21 protein-coding genes and 1 pseudogene are annotated in these 17,806 nt (G+C 65.2%); 12 read left to right on the plus strand and 10 right to left on the minus strand.

Going from position 1 to position 17,806, the window contains the following annotated elements; translation table 11 throughout:
- Positions 1-400 (plus strand): annotated as a pseudogene (locus PMN64_RS35385) (MBL fold metallo-hydrolase); the annotation flags it as partial.
- A 26-nt stretch (positions 401-426) separates the two neighbouring features.
- Here the strand turns inward: PMN64_RS35385 and PMN64_RS35390 are convergent.
- From PMN64_RS35390 to PMN64_RS35400, 3 genes are read right to left on the minus strand one after another with little or no spacing between them, the layout of a single operon-like run.
- The gene (locus PMN64_RS35390) at positions 427-618 is read right to left on the minus strand and encodes a hypothetical protein (RefSeq protein ID WP_411784064.1); all 192 of its coding nucleotides are present in this window, start codon (positions 616-618) and stop codon (positions 427-429) included.
- 37 nt (positions 619-655) lie between these two features.
- Positions 656-958, minus strand: a complete 303-nt coding sequence (locus PMN64_RS35395) for a PilZ domain-containing protein (RefSeq protein WP_038383769.1) — start codon at positions 956-958, stop codon at positions 656-658.
- Positions 959-966: 8 nt separating this feature from the next.
- On the minus strand, positions 967-2,076 hold the full coding sequence (locus PMN64_RS35400) for a DUF2336 domain-containing protein (RefSeq protein WP_028344867.1): 1,110 nt from the start codon (positions 2,074-2,076) through the stop codon (positions 967-969).
- Positions 2,077-2,388: 312 nt separating this feature from the next.
- Between PMN64_RS35400 and PMN64_RS35405 the strand changes: the two genes are divergently transcribed.
- Together PMN64_RS35405 and PMN64_RS35410 are read left to right on the plus strand one after the other, a co-directional pair.
- A complete protein-coding gene (locus tag PMN64_RS35405) occupies positions 2,389-3,357 on the plus strand; it encodes a helix-turn-helix domain-containing protein (protein WP_411784065.1) in 969 nt (322 codons plus the stop codon).
- Positions 3,358-3,427: 70 nt separating this feature from the next.
- Entirely contained in the window at positions 3,428-3,673 is a 246-nt protein-coding gene (locus PMN64_RS35410; protein ID WP_028344868.1) for a PilZ domain-containing protein, read from the plus strand.
- A gap of 125 nt (positions 3,674-3,798) precedes the next feature.
- On the opposite strand, the gene PMN64_RS35415 is transcribed toward PMN64_RS35410, so the two are convergent.
- Entirely contained in the window at positions 3,799-4,047 is a 249-nt protein-coding gene (locus PMN64_RS35415) for a hypothetical protein (protein ID WP_028344869.1), read from the minus strand.
- Between the two features lie 150 nt (positions 4,048-4,197).
- Between PMN64_RS35415 and PMN64_RS35420 the strand changes: the two genes are divergently transcribed.
- Both PMN64_RS35420 and PMN64_RS35425 read left to right on the plus strand, forming a co-directional pair.
- Positions 4,198-4,875: a nitroreductase gene (locus PMN64_RS35420; RefSeq protein WP_028344870.1), complete on the plus strand. Its 678-nt coding sequence runs from the start codon at positions 4,198-4,200 to the stop codon at positions 4,873-4,875.
- A gap of 236 nt (positions 4,876-5,111) precedes the next feature.
- Positions 5,112-6,275 carry an acyl-CoA dehydrogenase family protein gene (locus tag PMN64_RS35425; RefSeq protein WP_411784066.1) on the plus strand — a complete coding sequence of 388 codons (1,164 nt, stop codon included), beginning with the start codon at positions 5,112-5,114 and terminating at the stop codon, positions 6,273-6,275.
- 45 nt (positions 6,276-6,320) lie between these two features.
- Here the strand turns inward: PMN64_RS35425 and PMN64_RS35430 are convergent, their stop codons facing one another.
- Both PMN64_RS35430 and PMN64_RS35435 read right to left on the minus strand, forming a co-directional pair.
- Positions 6,321-8,402 carry a methyl-accepting chemotaxis protein gene (locus PMN64_RS35430; protein ID WP_411784067.1) on the minus strand — a complete coding sequence of 694 codons (2,082 nt, stop codon included), beginning with the start codon at positions 8,400-8,402 and terminating at the stop codon, positions 6,321-6,323.
- Positions 8,403-8,568: 166 nt separating this feature from the next.
- On the minus strand, positions 8,569-8,820 hold the full coding sequence (locus tag PMN64_RS35435) for a hypothetical protein (RefSeq protein WP_411784068.1): 252 nt from the start codon (positions 8,818-8,820) through the stop codon (positions 8,569-8,571).
- 195 nt (positions 8,821-9,015) lie between these two features.
- Between PMN64_RS35435 and PMN64_RS35440 the strand changes: the two genes are divergently transcribed.
- Both PMN64_RS35440 and PMN64_RS35445 read left to right on the plus strand, forming a co-directional pair.
- Positions 9,016-9,606 carry an NADPH-dependent FMN reductase gene (locus PMN64_RS35440; protein ID WP_411784069.1) on the plus strand — a complete coding sequence of 197 codons (591 nt, stop codon included), beginning with the start codon at positions 9,016-9,018 and terminating at the stop codon, positions 9,604-9,606.
- Between the two features lie 34 nt (positions 9,607-9,640).
- Complete coding sequence (locus tag PMN64_RS35445; RefSeq protein WP_411784071.1) at positions 9,641-10,423, plus strand: SDR family NAD(P)-dependent oxidoreductase; 783 nt, start codon at positions 9,641-9,643, stop codon at positions 10,421-10,423.
- An 85-nt stretch (positions 10,424-10,508) separates the two neighbouring features.
- Here PMN64_RS35445 and PMN64_RS35450 read toward each other — a convergent pair whose 3' ends face one another.
- Positions 10,509-10,892, minus strand: a complete 384-nt coding sequence (locus PMN64_RS35450; protein WP_016843931.1) for a hypothetical protein — start codon at positions 10,890-10,892, stop codon at positions 10,509-10,511.
- A gap of 175 nt (positions 10,893-11,067) precedes the next feature.
- Between PMN64_RS35450 and PMN64_RS35455 the strand changes: the two genes are divergently transcribed.
- Positions 11,068-11,697, plus strand: coding sequence for a L,D-transpeptidase (locus PMN64_RS35455; RefSeq protein WP_411784072.1), 630 nt, complete (start codon positions 11,068-11,070; stop codon positions 11,695-11,697).
- Positions 11,698-11,772: 75 nt separating this feature from the next.
- Here the strand turns inward: PMN64_RS35455 and PMN64_RS35460 are convergent, their stop codons facing one another.
- Complete coding sequence (locus PMN64_RS35460) at positions 11,773-12,855, minus strand: hypothetical protein (RefSeq protein ID WP_411784073.1); 1,083 nt, start codon at positions 12,853-12,855, stop codon at positions 11,773-11,775.
- 380 nt (positions 12,856-13,235) lie between these two features.
- Here PMN64_RS35460 and PMN64_RS35465 point away from each other — a divergent pair, with 380 nt between their 5' ends.
- The 3 genes from PMN64_RS35465 (at position 13,236) to PMN64_RS35475 (ending at position 15,981) form a co-directional block, all read left to right on the plus strand.
- Positions 13,236-13,817 (plus strand): septal ring lytic transglycosylase RlpA family protein, encoded by a 582-nt coding sequence (locus PMN64_RS35465; protein WP_411784074.1) that lies wholly within the window; start codon positions 13,236-13,238, stop codon positions 13,815-13,817.
- Between the two features lie 286 nt (positions 13,818-14,103).
- Positions 14,104-15,669, plus strand: a complete 1,566-nt coding sequence (locus PMN64_RS35470; RefSeq protein ID WP_411784075.1) for a serine hydrolase domain-containing protein — start codon at positions 14,104-14,106, stop codon at positions 15,667-15,669.
- Between the two features lie 105 nt (positions 15,670-15,774).
- The gene (locus tag PMN64_RS35475; RefSeq protein WP_304500020.1) at positions 15,775-15,981 is read left to right on the plus strand and encodes a hypothetical protein; all 207 of its coding nucleotides are present in this window, start codon (positions 15,775-15,777) and stop codon (positions 15,979-15,981) included.
- On the opposite strand, the gene PMN64_RS35480 is transcribed toward PMN64_RS35475, so the two are convergent.
- Positions 15,978-16,706 (minus strand): class I SAM-dependent methyltransferase, encoded by a 729-nt coding sequence (locus PMN64_RS35480; protein ID WP_411784076.1) that lies wholly within the window; start codon positions 16,704-16,706, stop codon positions 15,978-15,980. The genes PMN64_RS35475 and PMN64_RS35480 overlap by 4 nt on opposite strands.
- Before the next feature lie 128 nt (positions 16,707-16,834).
- On the opposite strand from PMN64_RS35480, the gene PMN64_RS35485 reads away from it, so the two are divergent.
- The gene (locus PMN64_RS35485; RefSeq protein WP_016840754.1) at positions 16,835-17,020 is read left to right on the plus strand and encodes a hypothetical protein; all 186 of its coding nucleotides are present in this window, start codon (positions 16,835-16,837) and stop codon (positions 17,018-17,020) included.
- An 87-nt stretch (positions 17,021-17,107) separates the two neighbouring features.
- Here PMN64_RS35485 and PMN64_RS35490 read toward each other — a convergent pair whose 3' ends face one another.
- Positions 17,108-17,344 (minus strand): hypothetical protein, encoded by a 237-nt coding sequence (locus tag PMN64_RS35490; RefSeq protein ID WP_016840755.1) that lies wholly within the window; start codon positions 17,342-17,344, stop codon positions 17,108-17,110.
- Positions 17,345-17,806: the final 462 nt, after the last annotated feature.

The following is a 17,806-nucleotide window of genomic DNA, read 5'->3' on the forward strand; positions in this document are numbered from 1 at the left end:
CGCCAATCCGCCCGGCACGGTGTTCCGCGACAATTGCCTGCCGATCGTCGAGGCCGGGCAGGCGCTGCTGGTCGACGACGACTATGCGCTCGACGACACCGTGACGCTGACGCCGACGCCGGGCCATTCGCCCTGCCATTGCTGCGTCAATATCTTCTCGAAGGGTCAGCGCGCGGTGGTCGCGGGCGACCTGATGCACCATGCGATCCAGTGCCGCGAGCCGGAGTGGTCGGCCAAGCCCGATTGGGACCCGAAGCAGTCGGCACTATCGCGGCGGAAGTTCTTTGCCTCGGTTGCCGGGACCGACACGCTGATCCTGCCGATCCATTTTCCGGCCCCGACGGTCGGCCTGATCAGGGCGGATGGCGATCGCTTCGACTATCGCTTCAAGCGGGAGTAGGGCTGCGCGCCGTCCGCAGGTCAATGTCAGCGTGCTGCGCGGGTCTTGTGCTGAGCCTGGGTCAGAAACCGTTCCAGATCGGCGCACAGGCGATGCGCCATTTCCTCGTCGATCGCAAACGTCGCGATGGTGCCGGCGCAGTCGATCTCGATGGTCCCGCGCAATGGTGCGGCGGAGGCGATCGATACCGCGATGTTGGTCGCTCTCTGCACGCTCATGTCGTCAACTTTCCTTCAGGTCTGACGCCGCGAATCCTCATTTCGGAATCACGGGACGTCCCTTTCGCCTTCGCTCTTCGATGAATCTCACGCCGATCTCGGCGCCGTCGACGCGAACCAGCTCGCAGCGGCGGAAGGCCAGTCCGCGCGAGGACAGCACCAGGAAGAACTCCTGGGCCTTCAGCACATCGAGCGTTCCGTCGACCTCGAGCCGGGCCCCGCTCTGCGAGACGTCGAGCAGGATGCAACTCCGCCGCCACGTGCCGTCGACACCCATGAGATTGACGGGATAGCGCGTCTCGAGCCTGACGCGTTCCGCCCTGCGGTCACCATATGTCATTGCATCACTCACACCGCCTGGGAGCGCTTCGCGGTCAGCTCGCTAAGCGAACCAAACCGGATCGTGCGCTGCGCGTTGGATAGCGCCAGTCCTTCAAACATGTCCCGTGCGCGCTGCAGCTCATCCGGTGCAACCGTCAGCCCGGCCTTCCGGTAGCTGACGATGGCAGCCGTCGTGTTCCAGTTCAGTCGCGATGCGCGGCAGGCGATCACGAGTCCGCTGATGTCGGCGGCTTCTATCAGCGGTGTGATCGTCTCGATCGGAACGGTTGCAAGCTGCGCCAGCGCCGCAACGACGTTGCGGACCTCTCGCCTGATCGCGAAACGGTTGACGCTGGAATCGTTCAACTGCCCGGTTCTGTTTAAGGCCAGCACGGTGGCCCGCGCCTCCGCATAGTCGATTGTGGCTGGTGGGGTTGCGGAGGCGCGGGCTGCGCTTGCGTCGATCGCAGCGCGGATCGCGTCCTGAATGTCGGGGCGTGCGCGTTTGAGCAGTCGGGCCTGTTGGCGCGGCGTCGATCGCATCACGAGGTCGACAAGAACGCGGTGGGGCAGGTCGCTGCGCGATATCAGCGCGTCGGCGATGTCGTCGTCGCGCTCGGCGGCATCGACCATCATGGCGAGGCCCGCGCTGGTCAGATCGGCGCCGGGATTGCGCGCGAGGACTCGAAGTACGCTGCTGTCGCCCCGCATCAAGAGAATGTCCGTGAGCTCCGCATTGACGGCCTTGCGTCCTGCGATCGCGCAGAGATGTCCCTCGGCCCGCATCCAGGCGATGTCGATCAGGTCGGCATCGGGGAGGCATTCGCATTTGCGCAGGATCGGAGCGGCGACATCAGCGTCGTCATGGTTGGCCAGACGGCGCGCGAGTTCCAGCGGCACCAGGCGCAAATCGGCAAGCGAGCGGCTGAGCGTGGTCAGGGTCCGCAGTTCGACGCTCTCGGTCAGTCGGACCAGGATGCCGTCGAACATCTCGACGTGGTGCGCGCTGAGACGGTGAGCGTCGTCGAGAAACATCCCGGCCACCTCCTGCAGCATGCGCGTGCGGAGGTCTGGGGAACCGGCTCTCAAGACATGGTCGAGCTTGGCAATAAGATCGGGCGAGGCAATGACTGTCATTGCGGTCTCTAAAATGGTCCGCGACGAGGAACATCATCGTTCCCAGTGCCAATCTGCTCCCCGAATCTTTAATAGGGGTATAGAAATTGATGGGGAGGATCGATCTCGGCGGTGGATATCCCGCTAAAGACTATCGAAATTCGGCAGCCGCGTTACATTACCGGATTGTCCGGTTCGACGAACGGACCGCATTTTTCCTGATTGAACCTATTGGACGATTCGCATTTTGTGCACGAAAGTTATTGATGAGGCCGGCGCGCAAGGCGCCGCGTCGCGAGCAATTTTTCAAGAGCATTTCACAGGAGCGGTCATTTGACGGCGCCGTTGCCGGTGCCGAGAGTCTTTCGTTTTGACGATGTCGATGCATTCCGGAGTTCGATCCGAAATCTGGATGTTGATTTCACGCCACTTGCGCGGAAGATTTCGGCCGAGCAGGTCATCCTGAGTTTGCCAGGATGCGAGCTCAACTACACGCAGTCCTTTCCGCGGATCGTCGACGCGCAGCTTGCGCCGCACACCACCGCGGTCGGCTTCACGATGGATGACGGGGTCCCGATCCGCTTCAACGGCGTCGAGCGCGATCGCGCGGTCATTGTGCTCGGTGGCGGCGGCGCGTTCTACTCGTCGGTGGAGGAGACGCCCCGGCAATATGCTTCGGTGATGTTTACGCCGGAGATTGTCGACCGCGGCTGGCCGCAGGCGGGTCTTCATTTCAGCATTCACGAAATTTCTCAACGCGCGCAGGATCGGCTGCGTGAAGTGGTAAGGCACATCCTGCTCGTGACCTCGCAGCCGACCGACGATGCCTCGTTCGCCAGCGGCGAGTCGATCAAGGAGACGCTGCTTGCGGCGATCGACAACGCCTTCGCCGAGATCGTGCCGGCCAAATGGACGACGCGGGCCAACACGACGCGCCAGTTCAAGGTCTTCAACGACGCGCGCGCAATTCTGGCAGGCGACGTGGCGCACCCGATCTACAGCGGCGAACTCGCCAGGCAGATCGGGGTGTCGGTGCGCACGCTGCATGATGCCATCCAGCGCTACCGGGGCATCAGCCTGCATCGCTATTTGCGGTTGCGCCGGCTCTGGCTGGTGCGCCAGCAACTGCTTGCCGGTGCGCCGAGCGTCAAGACGTGCGCGCTGGCCTACGGATTTTGGCACCTGAGCGATTTTTCGCGCAGCTATCGGTCGCAGTTCGGGGAAGCGCCGTCGGAGACGCTGGCCGCCTCGCGCCGTCCGGGCGTCACCGACGCCGATCCGTCCCGCAGACACGGTTCGTAACCATCGATCTGAACGGAATCTTAACGACCGCCGACGAGCCTGTGGGTACGATTTCACCAGAGGCGGCCTGATGCATCCCCGGAGATTTGCGCGTGTTCGTCCGAGCGGATGCGTGTCCAGTGTGGTCAAGCTCCAGCTTGAACCGAAGGCGCCACTGATCGAATGCCGGCTGGTGGACTATTCCGCCGGCGGGGCCTGCCTGGAATTCTCGAAGCCGGTCGATCTGCCCGAACGTTTCGAAATGTTTCACGGCAACACCAGGAAGCGTTGCCGGCGGGTCTGGCGCAGGGGCGTGCGGGTCGGCGTTTCGTTCTGAGGGCGCCCGCCGTCAGGGGCGATCCACCGGCCAATAGCCGTTCGGGCCGCGCCCTGCGCGACCCGATGGTCTGTCCCGATTAAAGTCTGTCCCGATGAGCGGGTGAAAAGGCGTCGGTGAGGGGCTCAGGCGCCGCTCTGGCACTTCTTCATGAACGAGGTTTTGGCCGCGCCGGCGAGCTTCTTGCCGTCGGAGCCGACCGCCTTGCTCGCGCAGGCATCGGTGGTGCACTTCTTCATGAACGAGGTCTTGGCCGCGCCGGCCAGCGGCTTGCCGTCCTTGCCGACCGCCTTCGTCTCGCAGGAGGCGTCCTGTGCAAATGCCGAACCGGCGGCAAAGGTCGCGATCACGGCCGCCAAGAAAATCCGCTTCATCTGGGTTCTCCCTAAACCAAACCAGTCGCCGGATTGGATACGGGCTTCTTGGCCCGATCAAGTTCCCATGGCCGATTTTGTCGATAAAATACCCCGATCAGATCAAGGAAATTCCGCGTGCAGCGCGGAACAAAATCGGGGAAGCGCGGAATGGAATTCGAGACGCTGGTACAGTCACGCAAAAGCGTGCGCGGGTTCAAGAAGCAGCCGGTGTCGCGGGCGACCGTCGAGGAGATCATCGAGGTGGCCAAGCGCGCGCCGTCCTCGATGAACACCCAGCCCTGGCATGTCCACGTCCTGACCGGGGCGCCGCTGGAGGAAGTGCGCCGCCGCAACATGGACGAGATGGTCGCCGGCGCCAAGGTGAAGCGCGACATCGTCAGCCATGGCGAGTACCAGGGCGTGCACCGCGGCCGCCAGGTCGACATCGCCAAGAAGCTGTTCGGCGCGATGGGGATCGCCCGCGACGACAAGCCGATGCGGCAGGATTGGGTGCTGCGCGGCTTCCGTCAGTTCGATGCTCCGGTGTCGCTGGTCCTGACTTACGACCGGATCCTCGATCCCGGCGCGGTCTGCCATTTCGATCTCGGCGCGCTCTGCTACGGCATCGTGCTGGCGGCCTGGGATCGCGGCCTTGGCAGCGTGATCAACGGCCAGGGCATCATGCGCTCCGACATCGTGCGCGAGGTCGCCGACATCCCGGAAGACGAGGTGATCATGACCTGCGTCGCGATGGGCTATCCCGACGACGGCTTTGCCGCCAACGCAGTGCGCTCCGACCGCGAGGCCAACAACGATTTTGTCCGCTACGTCGGCTTTGCCGATTAGCGCGGCGTCGATCGCTTGCTCACGGACAAACAACCTCGTGCGGCGCGATCGGCTGCTCGATGCATGGACGTGTCCGGCGCATTTGCGTAAGCGCCGACCACGCCGCGGGATATTGAATTCCGCGCCGTGAAACCATCGCGCGAGCGTGAGCGCTGCTGCGCGTTTCCGCTATTCCCGTCGACAAAAAATGCGCTACTGGTCTTCTGAAAGCCAACAGCGCAGGCGAGGAATCTCAGATGAGCGATGATGAACAGACAGCCATGATCCGCGAGACCGTCGCGAGATTTGTCGATCGCGAACTGATCCCGCTCGAGCCGCACTATCTGAAATCGAAGCTGCCCGGCAGCGATCACCCCGAGCTCACGTCGGAACAGCGCAAGCGGCTGCGCGACGTCTCGAAGGAGCTCGGCCTCTGGGGCCTCGATGCGCCCGAGGATCTCGGTGGTCACGACCTGCCGACGCGCACGATGGCTGCGGTCCACGAAGAACTCGGCCGCAGTTGCGTGCCGTTCGTGCTGCCGCCGGACTCGCCGAACCTGCGCATGCTGCAGGCGGTCGGTACCGAAGCGCAGAAGAAGAAATATCTGCAGCCCTATATCGAGGGCCGGATGGCATCGGCGATCGCGATCTCCGAGCCCGGCGCCGGCGGCGATCCCGCGGGCATGAAGACGCGCGCGGTGCTCGAAGGCGACGAGTGGGTGCTCAACGGCCGCAAGATCTGGATCAGCAACGCACGCGCCGCCGACTTCGTCATCGTGATGGCGCGGGTCGGCAACGATCAGCGCCAGGGCGGCATCACCTCCTTCATCGTCGAAAAGGGCACGGCGGGCTTCATCATCGAGCGCGAGATCCCGATGGTCGGCGGCGGCTCGACCTACGAGATCGTGTTCGAGGACTGCCGCATCCCGAAGGAGTCCGTGCTGGGTGAAGTCGGCAAGGGCTACGCGCCGATGCAGCTGCGGCTGCGCACGCGGCGGCTCGAGATGGGGTCGACCTGCGTCGGCATCACCAAGCGTGCGCTCGACATGATGTGCGAGCACGCCAAACAGCGCGAGACGTTCGGCGTCAAGCTCGCCGAGCGCCAGGCGATCCAGTGGTGGATCGCCGATATCTCCACGCGCATGCATGCGTGCCGGCTGATGGTGCGCGAGGCCGCCGACAAGACCGACCGCGGCGAGGACATCCGCCACGAGGCCTCGATGATCAAGGTGTTCGCGACCGAGATGGCCTATGACGCCTGCGACCACGCCATGCAGACGCTCGGCGCGCTCGGCGTGACGCTGGAATTGCCGCTCAACGCGCTATGGCAGAAGGCGCGCCTGATGCGGGTGTACGAAGGCCCGAGCGAGGTGCATCGCCAGGCGATCGCCCGCCGCGTGCTCGGGTTGCGCGGCGGCTAGACGGTTCGTCAGCCGTGACGGGCGGGGCGGTGCCCCGCCATCACCTCAGGCCGCCCGCACGTCGGAGAGGAAGCGGTTGACCTGGCCGGCGAGGTCCTTGGACTGCGTCGAGAGCTGTTCGGCCGCGCCCAGCACCTGGTTCGCGGCGCCGCCGGTGTCGTCGGCGGCGCGCTGCACGCCGGAGATGTTGGAATTGACCTCCTGCGTGCCGCGCGCGGCTTCCTGAACGCTGCGCGAGATCTCCTTGGTCGCCGAGCCCTGTTCCTCGATCGCGGCGGCGATCGCGGTGCCGATCTGGTCGATCTCGGTGATGACGTCGATGACGCTTCGGATCGCCGTCACGGTCTCGTCGCTCGCGGTCTGGATCGCGGTGATTTGCTCGGAGATCTCCGTGGTTGCCTTCGCGGTCTGGCCGGCCAGCGACTTCACCTCGGACGCGACCACGGCAAAGCCGCGGCCGGCCTCGCCGGCGCGAGCCGCCTCGATGGTGGCGTTGAGCGCGAGCAGGTTGGTCTGTGCCGCGATGCTCTGGATCAGCGTCACGACGTCGCCGATCTTCTGCGCGCCCTCGGCCAGCGAGCGCGCGGTGTCGCCGGTGCGCCGGGCATGGTCGACCGCGCGCGCGGCGATCTCGGTCGAGGTCGCGACCTGACGGGCGATCTCCGAGATCGAGGAGGTCAGCTCCTCGGTCGCGCTCGCCACCGTCTGCACGTTGGTCGAGGTCTGATCGGATGCCGCGGCCACGACGGCGGCCTGGCGGTTGGTGGCGGCGGCGGTGTCCGACATCGATTGCGCCGTCTCCTCCATCACCGAGGATGCCGCGGACAATCCGCCGACCAGCTCGGTGACCTTGGCTTCGAAGGTGCGGGTCAGGTCGTCGAGCACGCGGGCGCGGCGCATCTTGACGTCGTTCTCGGCTTCCTTCTCGGCAGCGAGGCGATCGGCCTCGATCTTGTTGTCCTTGAACACCTGCACGGCGGCGGCCATCGCGCCGATCTCGTCCTTGCGTGCGGCGCCCGGGATTGTCTCGACGACTTCACCCGCGGCAAGGCGCGACATCCGGCCGGTGAGGGCGGCGATCGGGTTGAGGATGCGGCGGCGGACCATGACGATCAGACCGGCGCTGACGGCAACGACCGCGAGCAGCCCGATCAGCGCCACCAGGAAGCTGAAGCGCGCCGACGAATAGGCGCTCGCAAGGCCTTGCTCGGCATTCTCGTAGAACGCGTCGCGCACGGTGATGATGGAGGCGAGGCCGATCTGGGATTCGGCATAGTAGGTCTCGACGTCCTGCTCATACTTGCCGGAGATCGCGCCTTCCTTGGCGAGCTTCAGGGCCTTGCCGAAACGCTCGACATAGTCGGCCTGAATCTTGCCCAGCGCCGTCAGGACATTGGCCGATGTCGCCGGATTGTTGCGCAACTCCTGCAGCGTCGAGAGGATCTGCTCGGTGCGGCCGGTGCTGCGGAACAGCTCCAGCTTTTCCTGTTCGGTCGCGACGCGCTTGGCGCCGACCAGCGCCTTGTGCAGGCTGGCATTGAGGCCGCCGGTGTCGCGCAGCGTCCAGGCGACGTTGGCGTAGCTGGCCTGGCGGTAGGCGTTGCCGTCAAGGCCGGCGAGGCGGCGCACCTGCTCGTCGAGCAGCACGGTGACGCCGGCGTTGAAGACGGAGTTGTCGGCGACGATCTTGGTTGCCGCCGGGCGGCGGGCGTCGACCGGACCTGCGATCGCCTTCTCGATCGCGTCGCGGAGCGCGGCGAACTTGGCCTTCAACGCATCGATCGTGCTCGCAACCGCTTCGCCGTCGTCGAGCGAGCCGGGCAGCGTGGCGCGGACCTGATTGACCTTGGCGAGCGCGCCGTCGGTCAGCTTGCGCAGCTTGTCGAGATCGGCGATCTGCTTCTGGTCGATCGCGCCGGTGCTGAACAAGAGGTTGGTGGACATGCCGCGCTCGGAGTTCATGTAGCGCGGGATGTCGCCGACGGCGCGGACGATCTCGAGCCGGCTCTGCGCGGTCGAGACCTTGTCCATGGTCTGGTACTTGGTCACCGCGACATAGGCCGCCAGTCCGCCGCCGACCGCGGACAATGAGACGATCGCGGCCGTCAGGAGAGTACCGATTTTCATGGGATGCGCGCCATTTCTTGACGAGGGAGGGGAGGCCTCAACCGTAGCGGGCGTGCATTAAGCTTGGGTTTATGATGCGGGAGCCGCCGCAGCGGTCCCGGCTGTTTGGTCCGAAAGTCGAAGGTGCCGCGTCGCCCGGCCGCGCGTGGCGGCAAGGCGTGACACGTCAGTTCTCGTCGTCGTCGGCGCCCTTGGTCGCGGGGCGGTGTTGGGTGGCGCCGTTGGAGCCCGCTTCGCCGCAGGGGAGCTGGTTCCAGGTGCCATCGGCGGCCTGCTGATAGGCCTGGCAGCCGGACGAGGTGGTGGTGGTGGATTTTTCGTCGGCCTTCTGCCGCTCGGTGCTCTTACCCAGCGCAGGCGTGGCAACGGCAGCGATGGCTGCGAGCGAGCCTGCGAAAACCAGCTTTGCGATCCGCATGTCGGTTCCTCCTTCTCGACGAAAACATATCCAGAAAAGAAATCTGGCGATTTTTGGCCACCGCGAAGGACCTGCGACGAATTGCTTAATGCCGGCGAAGCGAGCCGGAAGGCCGGGTTAACGCTTGTGCGCGGCGGCTCGCCGCGCGCCGCACCGTAGGACGCTGCTGCCGCACCGTGCTAGGATCGGCTTGTCATGACCCACCGCATTCTCGTGTTCTACGGCTCGTATCGCTCGGATCGCATGGGCATCCGGCTGGCACACTTCGTCGTCGACGGCCTTCGTGCGCGCGGCAACGATGTCGAGTTGATCGATGCCAAGGAGATCGGCCTGCCGATGCTCGACCGGATGTACAAGGAACATCCCAAGGGGCAGGCACCGGCCGTGCTCGAAACGCTCGCCGGAAAAATCCGCAACGCCGACGGCTTCCTGTTCGTCACCGGCGAATACAATTGGGGTATCCAGCCCGGGCTGAAGAACCTGACCGACCATTTCCTCGAGGAATGGTTCTGGCGTCCCGCGGCGATCGCAAGCTATTCGGCCGGGCGGTTCGCCGGCGTCCGCGCCGCGACCGCCTGGCACGGCACGCTGTCCGAGATGGGCATGGTGGTGATATCGAGCACGATCGGTGCGGGACCGATTGCGCAGACGCTGTCGGCCGAGGGCAAGCCGATCGGCGAGGGCGGCAAGGCGCTCGAACGCGCCTTTCCGCGTTTTGCCGACGACTTTTCCTGGTGGATCGAAGCCGCCAAGGCACAGCGGGCGCGCAAGGCGCCGCCATACTGAGCGCAGGTCTGCCAATCCCGGGAGTTTCGCGATCATGAGCCTCTTCACATCGCCGTTCGATCCCGCGCGCGAGACAGCCCTGGTGAGCGGCGCGGGCAACGGCATCGGCCGCGCCATTGCGCAGGCCCTGGTCGGCGAGGGTGTGCGGACGGTGTTTGCCGATCTGCATGAGGACAAGGTTCTGGCCGCGATCAAGGCCGCGCCGCGTCCCGAACTCGCGGTCGCGTGGGCCGGCGATCTCGCGCAACGCGCGGCGTGCGACGCCCTGCTGGCGCATGCGCAAGCCACAGTCGGGCAGGTGACCCATTTCGTTCACAGCGCTTCGCCGCCGCGCCGCGAAGCCGATCATGCGATGGCCGTCGATGAAGAGACCTGGCGGCAGATGCATGCGGTCAATCTCGATGCCGGCTTTCATTTGTCGCGCGAACTGGCGCGCAAGCTGATCGCATCCAAAACGTCGGGCTCGTTCCTTCTGCTCACCTCGCTGCATGCCGGCACGCCGCGCAACCTGCCGCACTACTCGACCGCGAAGGCCGGCATGGCGATGCTGGTGAAGGAGCTTGCCAAGAGCTGGGGCCGCTATGGCATCCGCGTCAATGCGCTGGTGCCCGGCGCGATCGCGGCCGGCGGCTTCGTCGCCGATCCCGCGCTGGCAAAACACATTCCGCTCGGACGGCTTGGCCAGGCGGACGATCTCGCACCGATCGCGCTTGCCGTGCTCTCGCACAAGCTCTCCGGTTACGTCACCGGGGCGTCGATCGTGGTCGACGGCGGCCTGTCGCTGACCAACTGGTTCGCGCCGCCGGAGCTCGATTGAGGATTTTCGTCTGACGCGTTCTCTTCACGCGAACCGGTGCCCATCCCGCATCAAGTGCGGGACAGGCTTCGCTCGAAAACGCTTTCTATTCCTTCGTCCTGATGTAACCCGCGAGCCGAGTCTTCTGGTCCTGGCACCAGGTCGTCATGCTGCCGGCACGGCGCTGATCGAGGTCGGTGGTCTGGGTTGCGATCGCGACTTCGGTCATCAGGTCGTCGGCCTGCTTCTCGCCCATCTTGCCGCCGGTATGCATGAAGGCGATCGCCTTGCGCACCTTCTCGGTGGTGCCGTCGGGTAGATGCATGTCCTGCGCCCGCTGCACGAGGTCCTGATAGACCAGATCGGTGCCGGGGCACTCGACCTTGGCAGCAAAGGCCTGCAGCACCATCGTGACATAGGCCGCGCGCGGATCGGCATGGGCAGGGGTTGCTGCGACAATCAGTCCGCCGATCAGCAGAGCGTAACGCATGAATTTCCTCCGGAGGTTTTGGACGTTTTTTGTGAGGCTAGCGTCCAAGGGAACCGAGTGCAACCGCCAGGACACACTCACGGAAAGAACCGATCAAACAGACGTGTTCCAATCTGCGCTGCCACGATTTAAGCACGATTTCGGCAGCATGTGGCACAAGTTGACGCAGGGGAGAATGATCGTGTCAAAGTTGGGGCTTGCTGCGGTGCTGTTGGGATCGCTTGCGCTTGGCGGCTGCATGCAGGCGACGCTATCGCCGGCGACGGATGTCGCGATGACGTCGCGCGATCGGCAATTGCTGGCGCATCCGCCCTATGCGGATGCCAAGATCCCGCAGCAGTTCCAGCGGCACATTGTCGAGTACACCCGTCGGGAGCAGCCGGGTTCGATCCTGGTCGATACCGACGCGCGCTACCTCTATTACGTGCTGCCCGGCGGCAAGGCGATCCGGTACGGCGTCGCCGTCGGCGAGGAGGCGATGGCCTTCTCCGGCGTCGCCACCGTCGGCCGCCTGGCCGAATGGCCGGATTGGGTTCCGACCCAGGATATCCAGGAGCGGCTCGGGCCGTATCCGAAGCGTGTCGCCGGTGGACCGGCCAATCCGCTCGGCGCCCGGGGCATCTACCTCTACCAGGGCAACAAGGACACGCTCTATCGCATCCATGGCACCAACCAGCCCGAATATATCGGGCAGGCGATCTCGGCGGGCTGCATTCGCATGACCAATGGCGACGTGATCGACCTCTATCAGCGGGTCAAGCCGGGCGCGACCGTGGTTGTGTTGCCCCCGGGACAGAGCGCGTAATTCGAATACGAAGCGTATTGCGGCCGATCGCGTCATCGCGATCGGCCGCACGCTTTTTTACCGGTCCGTCAGGCTTCAGCGCAGCGGCATCGGCGGCCGAACCACCGGGCCGCCATCGTCCGCGTCAACAACCGAGGACTGCTGCTGCACCGGCCGCGGTGCAACCGCCTGCGGGGCGGCGGCGGGCGCCGGCAGCGGCGCTGCTGCTGTGGGCGGTGGAGGCGGCGGGATATAGGCCTGCGCCGGCCGGCGCACCGGCGGCGGCGCAACGGCGGCATGCGGCGCCGCCTGTGGCGTGACCGCGGCGCGTGGGCGCGGCGGAGCGACCGGCCGCGGCTCGACGGCCCTGGTCTCGGTCGTCTTCGCGACGCGCTGTGCCAACTGATCCTGGCTGGCCTTAAGCTGATCGATGCTGGTCTTCAGCTGCTCGATCTGTTGTCCCATCGACGTGAGATCGCGCGCCATCGATTGCAGCAACTGCGTCTGGTCGGGTGCCGCTGCAGGCGCCGCCGGGACACTAGGTGCGACCGGCGCAGCCGCTGCGACCGGAGCTGCCGCGGCAGCTGGTGCTGCGGCGGGGGCGGGCGCAGTTGCGGCGGGCGCGGCCGTGGCGACGTCCTGTGGCGGAGTGGCCGGTGCGGCTTCAGCTGCCGCCTGATCGGTGGTCGCCGCCTGCGCTGGGGGCGCGCTCGCCTGATCCGAGGCGGAGGCTGCCTTGCCCGGGATCAGCGAAGTCAGTGCAGCGATCTGGGGCGCCCACTCGGCGGCCATCTGCTTGGCGCGATCGCCGTAGTGCTGCCACGCCGCGGTGCCCATGGCACCGGCGATCGCGAAGCAGAACCAGAAGGCGCGGATCGCCCATTTGCTGGTGGGGCGCGGCGCGCGGTCCAATCTGATGTCGTCCAGTCGGCCGTTATGGCTTGGCGCACTATAGGCCGGCTCGGCCGGCGGCTCCGGCGCCACTGACATGGGCGTGACCGGCGGCACCGAGGCGACGGGCGCGGACGAAGGCGCGAGGCTCGAGCCGAAATAGGGCTCGCGCTGCCCCGGCGCTGCCCTTCCGGCAGGCGCAGCGGCGTTGTCCGGACGTACCGGAGCGAAGCTGGGTTCGATCGCGAAAATATCGTGTGGATCTGCGTCTTTCAGTGTCGATTGCATGGCGGTCCCCGTTTCATTCCAAGGTCAACCGCAAATGGGCGGCCGGCAAATTTACGCTCTGTATTGACCCCTGACCCGGTCCCCACGACTCCAGTCCGGTTTGACCAAAGCAAGGCGAGAGGGTGGAGAGGTTGGGGTGTTTGGGGAACCCAAGCCGGGGACGAAGGGCACGAACGTCCACATCCTCTCGCGCAGCGCCCCCTACTGCATTCCGGATGAAAGCTCCCTGGGTTGTGTGGCGCATCCACCACACCCGAGGGCAAATCGCATCGCGTCCGGCACGTCTGACCGCGCTCCGCCACCGTTCCGCCCCGATTGGATTCGGCTGATAGGGCGTTGGATTTTCGGCTTGGGCTGGGGCGCAAGTTGGGGGTGCAACAATGTCACGCGACGATGCAGTCATCTCGTACGTCGGCGTCAAACGCAGCGCGCATGGTGCTGCGGCCCCGATCCCGTTTGCCCATGCCCGAAAGCCGCTCCGGCTGCTTGCAGTGATGATCGGCGCAGCGTCGCTCGCCGCATGTGCGCAGTCCTCCGTTGTCAGCCAGCGCTCGCAGGCGCTCGCGAGCCGGCCGGCATCGATCGAGCCGACACGGGCTGCGTCCTCGGCCACGCGCACACGCATCGCCACGACGCGCAGGCATACGCCCTATGCCTCGCGCAGGACCGGTGACAGCAAGATCGCCTCGCATGGCGTTGCGAGCTTCTACAGCGAGGAGCAGCCGACCGCGAGCGGCGAGAAGTTCGACGGGCGCGAACTGACCGCCGCGCATCCGACATTGCCGTTCGGCACCAGGCTGCGCGTCACCGACGTCAAGAGCGGCCGTTCGGTCACGGTGCGCGTCAATGACCGCGGACCCTATGTCCCCGGGCGCATCGTCGACGTCTCGCATTCTGCGGCGCAATCGCTCGGCATGATCGGCAAGGGCATCACGAATGTCAGGCTCGACGTCGTGCAGTGACCAGCGTGGCGCGAGCCAGGTCCGGGATTTTTGCCGGTTCGATCGGGAAAAAGTCCCGGCGTTGCGCGCGCTTTAATCCTGTTGTCCGAACGACGGCGGCAAATAGAATTGTTGCCGCTACTTCCCCGCGCTCTCCATTTCCAGGCGCGTGGATTTCTACCCAATGAACCTTCCCCGCCCTGGTGTCCCTCCGGGGCGGGGTTTTTCTTGTGGCCGCCATGCGCGCCGCGTGCGTTGACAGGGCGAGCCGGCGCCATAACCTCCGTTCTGCTTTCGGAGGGCGGCCATGCCAAACAACAATCAAGAAACTGACGGGTTCGCATTGGGGCGGCCGTCACGGCGCGGGGCATTGCAGCTGTTCCTGGGCGGCGCCGCGGTCATGCTGGCGCCTGACGGGCGGCTCGGCATGACGGAGGCGCGGGCAGAGGCCGCGTTTGCCGATGGACTGTCGCGCGGCCGGCCGGACGAGCAGGGCATCGCGTCATCGGCGATCCTGGATTTCCTCGACGAGGTCGACCGCCAGGGCTACGAACTGCATAGCTTCATGCTCTGGCGCAACGGCAAGGTGGTCGCCGAGGGCTGGTGGTCGCCGTACCGTGCCGATCGCAACCACATGATGCATTCGCTGACCAAGAGCGTCACCGCCTGCGCCGTCGGGCTTGCGATCGCCGACAAGCGCTTCGGCCTGCAGGACAAGGCGGTCTCGTTCTTCGAGGACAAGCTGCCGCCTGTCGTCGACGACAAGCTCGCGGCGATGACGGTCGAAGATCTCCTGACCATGCGCACCGGTCACGCGTCGATGACCTCCGGCTCGGCGTGGCGGCCGATCAAGACCAGCTGGGTCGCGGAGTTCTTCAAGATCCCGGTCGTCTACCAGCCCGGCACCAAATGGGTCTACACCTCGGCCGCGACCTATCTGCTGTCCGCGATCGTTACGAAGACGACCGGGGAGGCCGTGGCCGACTATCTGAAGCCGCGGGTTTTCGATCCTCTTGGAATTTCAGGCTATGAATGGCCGGTCGGGCCGGAGGGCATTTCACCCGGGGCCAATGGCCTCAGCTGGAAGACGGTCGATTGCCTCAAGCTCGGCATCCTGCATGCGCAGAACGGCATGTGGGACGGCAAGCAGGTGCTGCCGGCCGAATGGGTGGCGGCGGTGCAGCAGCCCCACGTCAAGGACACCTACGGCTATCAATGGTGGATTGGCCCGGAGACGTTCTATGCCGACGGCCTGTTCGACCAGCTCAGCTTCGTGTTTCCCAAGCACAATGCGGTGCTGGCGATCACCGCCGGCATTCCGCAACGCAGCGGTTTCAACAAGCTGGTATTCCGTCATTTCCCGGCGATGTTCGCCGGTGCCGCGGTGAACAACGATGCCGACGCCGACAAGCTGAAGGCGCGGACGGCGGCCCTGCAGTTGCTGCCGGTGCTGGTGCCGGCCTCGTCGCCGGTCGCAGCGCAGATTTCCGGCAAGACCTGGCACATGCCTGACAATGCCGACGCGATCAAATCGATCAATCTCAGCTTCGCCGACAAGACCTGCACCTTCACGCTCGAGGACGGCAGAGGCACGCACCGGATCGAGGTCGGCCTCGATGCGCCGCGCGAGGGCACCACGACGATGACCGGCAACAAGCTGCATCACGAGTACCAGCCGGACGTGATGCGCGTGGTCGCGAGCGGCACCTGGCGCGACCTGCGCACCTTCGTGATGACCTGGACCTTCGTGGAATCGGCGTTTCGCGATACCGTGACCTGCACCTTCGAGGGACCGCAGATGCGGTTCGCGCGCAGCGTCAACGTCAACTCATTGGCGCTGGATATGCCGACCTTGATGGGAAAACTCGCATAGGCGCGACCGCAAATTGCGCGCTGCCATATCCGGCGCCGGCGCTTCCACCAAATTGTCACAGTCCCAGCGAAATCCGGCCCAAAGCCGCTGCCAACAAACCGCCGGATGGACCAAGTCGGCGAGGGACAAGCGTTGACCTACAAGATGATCGCAGAACGCGAGAACGAAACGGTCAGGATCGAGCGCGAGAGCACCTTCATCATCATCGCCAAGGCCAAGGTCTGGGCGAGCGAGGGATGGCAGGTGGTGATCACCGACAAGGACGGGAAATCATACCCGCCCGAGGAGTTCGACAAGCTGCTCGCGGCCTAGCGCTGCGCTGACACCAGCAGCATCATCGGGCGTTCGAGCTCGTCGGCCAGCTCGGGCATCGCCTTGATCTGCTCACGTGTCGGGGAGAATTCCTCGACATGGCGCAGCGTGAAGCCGGCGCCGATCAACGCGTTGAGCGTGGTGCCGATGGTGCGGTGATATTTCAGCACGCCCTTCACATACCAGTCGGTCCGGCGTTCGCCCTCGATGAAGTAGCGGTTGACCGGCCAGGTCTTGCGGCCGTCTTCGTCCCGCCCCCAGTCCGGATGAGCGGCCGCCATGTAGATCGGATGCTCGATGGTGAAGACCAGATACCCCTCCGGGACCAGCGCGCGATACAGCATGCGCGCCAGGCGATCGAAGTCCCTGATGTAGTGGAAGGTGAGGGCAGAGTAGGCGAGATCGAAGGTCGATTTCGGCAGCTCCAGCGTCTCGAGGTCGGCGATCTCGTAGGTGATCGCCGCATCCTGCGTCATGGCCGCGGCGCGGGCGATCATGTTCCGCGAGAGGTCGATGCCGAGCACGTCGGATGCGCCTTGCTCGCGCATCCAGCGCGACATCCAGCCGAAGCCGCAGCCGAGATCGACCACGCGCTTGCCCGCGACATCGGGCAGCATGGCGCGGATCGCCGGCCATTCGGGCGCGCCGAGCAGTCCGCGGACCTGCCGCGGCAACTGGCTGTAGCCGGCGAAGAAGCCGGGATCGTCGTAGATATTCTGCGCCATGGCTCTTTCTGTAACCGTCGCCGCGCCGTGTGGGAACCGCTGATTGTGGCGCGCCCGGCGCGCTGCTGGAACCAGACGCGGCGCTCAGTGGTTTCTGATGTCAGCAGTCGACAGCCGAGGAGAGCGCCATGTTAGCCGAGATGCAAATCCACACTATCGCGCGGCAGATGCTGTTGAAGCACGGCCCCGAGGCGATCGCCCAGGCCGCACAGAACGCCGTGGCCTGCGAGAGCAAGGGCGAGACCGACGACGCGCGCGACTGGCGCCATATCGAGGACGCGCTGAAGATGATGCGCGGACCGCATCAAAGCTGACGGCGGGCAGGGCAGACGTCCCCGCCGTCGCGCAACAGGACACTGGGATCGCGCAAGCGCGATCGCCGCAGATCTAACCGACGTACGCTAGCCCGCCCTGCGCCACCGCGGCACGGGATCGAGCGGCGTGCGGTAGAGCTCGCGCCGGTCGATGTCGGTGACGCGCACCGCGCAGCCGCGCGCCTTCAGCTCCGGCTTGACCTGCGACAGCTCGTTGGCGAGCTGGTCGGCGCGGTCGGAGGCGAGGCTGATGTCTTCGAGGATGATGGTTCCTTGATTACGGAACTCGTCCCCCACCACGAGATCGAAGGTGTAGTACGGCATTCCGAAGTCTCCGTTTCGGTTTGCATCACAGGGTAACACTGAGTCGAGCATTCCCTAAGATGCGTGGCGCACAATCGGCGTGCGATCGGCGCAAAAACGATGTGCAGCGCATCAAGCATGATGAACGAATGAGCCACGCCGCACGACGAAGGAGTCCTAGGATCCAGCTCACCGCCATGCCGTTAAGATTTGATTAAAACAGTCGTCGCAAGCTCAAGACCTAGTGGAATCGCAGCGGAACCGGACTCCGGGAACCGGCAGCTGCAGGAGAAGGCCGGTGGCGTAACGCCCGCCGGCCTTTTCTCGTTGTCGATGCCGCGGAGCTATAGCGTTTTCGAGCGAAGTGGACACCGGTTCGCGTGAAGAAAACGCGTCCAAACAACAAGCTAAAGCGTGATGGCATTAAGTTCGATAGCCTGAATTTTTGAGGTAGTTGGCACATTCCTCGGAGGTGAAGGCGTC

Origin of the sequence: Bradyrhizobium sp. UFLA01-814 (assembly GCF_046718885.1) — a bacterium.
Taxonomy (GTDB): Bacteria; Pseudomonadota; Alphaproteobacteria; order Rhizobiales; family Xanthobacteraceae; genus Bradyrhizobium; species Bradyrhizobium elkanii.

Coding starts and splice junctions, on each gene's coding strand:
- PMN64_RS35420 (WP_028344870.1), top strand. CDS start 4,198: ATGGAATTCGAGACGCTGGTACAGTCACGCAAAAGCGTGCGCGGGTTC.
- PMN64_RS35455 (WP_411784072.1), top strand. CDS start 11,068: ATGATCGTGTCAAAGTTGGGGCTTGCTGCGGTGCTGTTGGGATCGCTT.
- PMN64_RS35410 (WP_028344868.1), top strand. CDS start 3,428: ATGCATCCCCGGAGATTTGCGCGTGTTCGTCCGAGCGGATGCGTGTCC.
- PMN64_RS35400 (WP_028344867.1), bottom strand. CDS start 2,076: ATGACAGTCATTGCCTCGCCCGATCTTATTGCCAAGCTCGACCATGTC.
- PMN64_RS35485 (WP_016840754.1), top strand. CDS start 16,835: ATGTTAGCCGAGATGCAAATCCACACTATCGCGCGGCAGATGCTGTTG.
- PMN64_RS35490 (WP_016840755.1), bottom strand. CDS start 17,344: ATGCCGTACTACACCTTCGATCTCGTGGTGGGGGACGAGTTCCGTAAT.
- PMN64_RS35445 (WP_411784071.1), top strand. CDS start 9,641: ATGAGCCTCTTCACATCGCCGTTCGATCCCGCGCGCGAGACAGCCCTG.
- PMN64_RS35390 (WP_411784064.1), bottom strand. CDS start 618: ATGAGCGTGCAGAGAGCGACCAACATCGCGGTATCGATCGCCTCCGCC.
- PMN64_RS35460 (WP_411784073.1), bottom strand. CDS start 12,855: ATGCAATCGACACTGAAAGACGCAGATCCACACGATATTTTCGCGATC.
- PMN64_RS35450 (WP_016843931.1), bottom strand. CDS start 10,892: ATGCGTTACGCTCTGCTGATCGGCGGACTGATTGTCGCAGCAACCCCT.
- PMN64_RS35440 (WP_411784069.1), top strand. CDS start 9,016: ATGACCCACCGCATTCTCGTGTTCTACGGCTCGTATCGCTCGGATCGC.
- PMN64_RS35430 (WP_411784067.1), bottom strand. CDS start 8,402: ATGAAAATCGGTACTCTCCTGACGGCCGCGATCGTCTCATTGTCCGCG.
- PMN64_RS35395 (WP_038383769.1), bottom strand. CDS start 958: ATGACATATGGTGACCGCAGGGCGGAACGCGTCAGGCTCGAGACGCGC.
- PMN64_RS35415 (WP_028344869.1), bottom strand. CDS start 4,047: ATGAAGCGGATTTTCTTGGCGGCCGTGATCGCGACCTTTGCCGCCGGT.
- PMN64_RS35435 (WP_411784068.1), bottom strand. CDS start 8,820: ATGCGGATCGCAAAGCTGGTTTTCGCAGGCTCGCTCGCAGCCATCGCT.
- PMN64_RS35425 (WP_411784066.1), top strand. CDS start 5,112: ATGAGCGATGATGAACAGACAGCCATGATCCGCGAGACCGTCGCGAGA.
- PMN64_RS35480 (WP_411784076.1), bottom strand. CDS start 16,706: ATGGCGCAGAATATCTACGACGATCCCGGCTTCTTCGCCGGCTACAGC.
- PMN64_RS35475 (WP_304500020.1), top strand. CDS start 15,775: ATGGACCAAGTCGGCGAGGGACAAGCGTTGACCTACAAGATGATCGCA.
- PMN64_RS35465 (WP_411784074.1), top strand. CDS start 13,236: ATGTCACGCGACGATGCAGTCATCTCGTACGTCGGCGTCAAACGCAGC.
- PMN64_RS35470 (WP_411784075.1), top strand. CDS start 14,104: ATGCCAAACAACAATCAAGAAACTGACGGGTTCGCATTGGGGCGGCCG.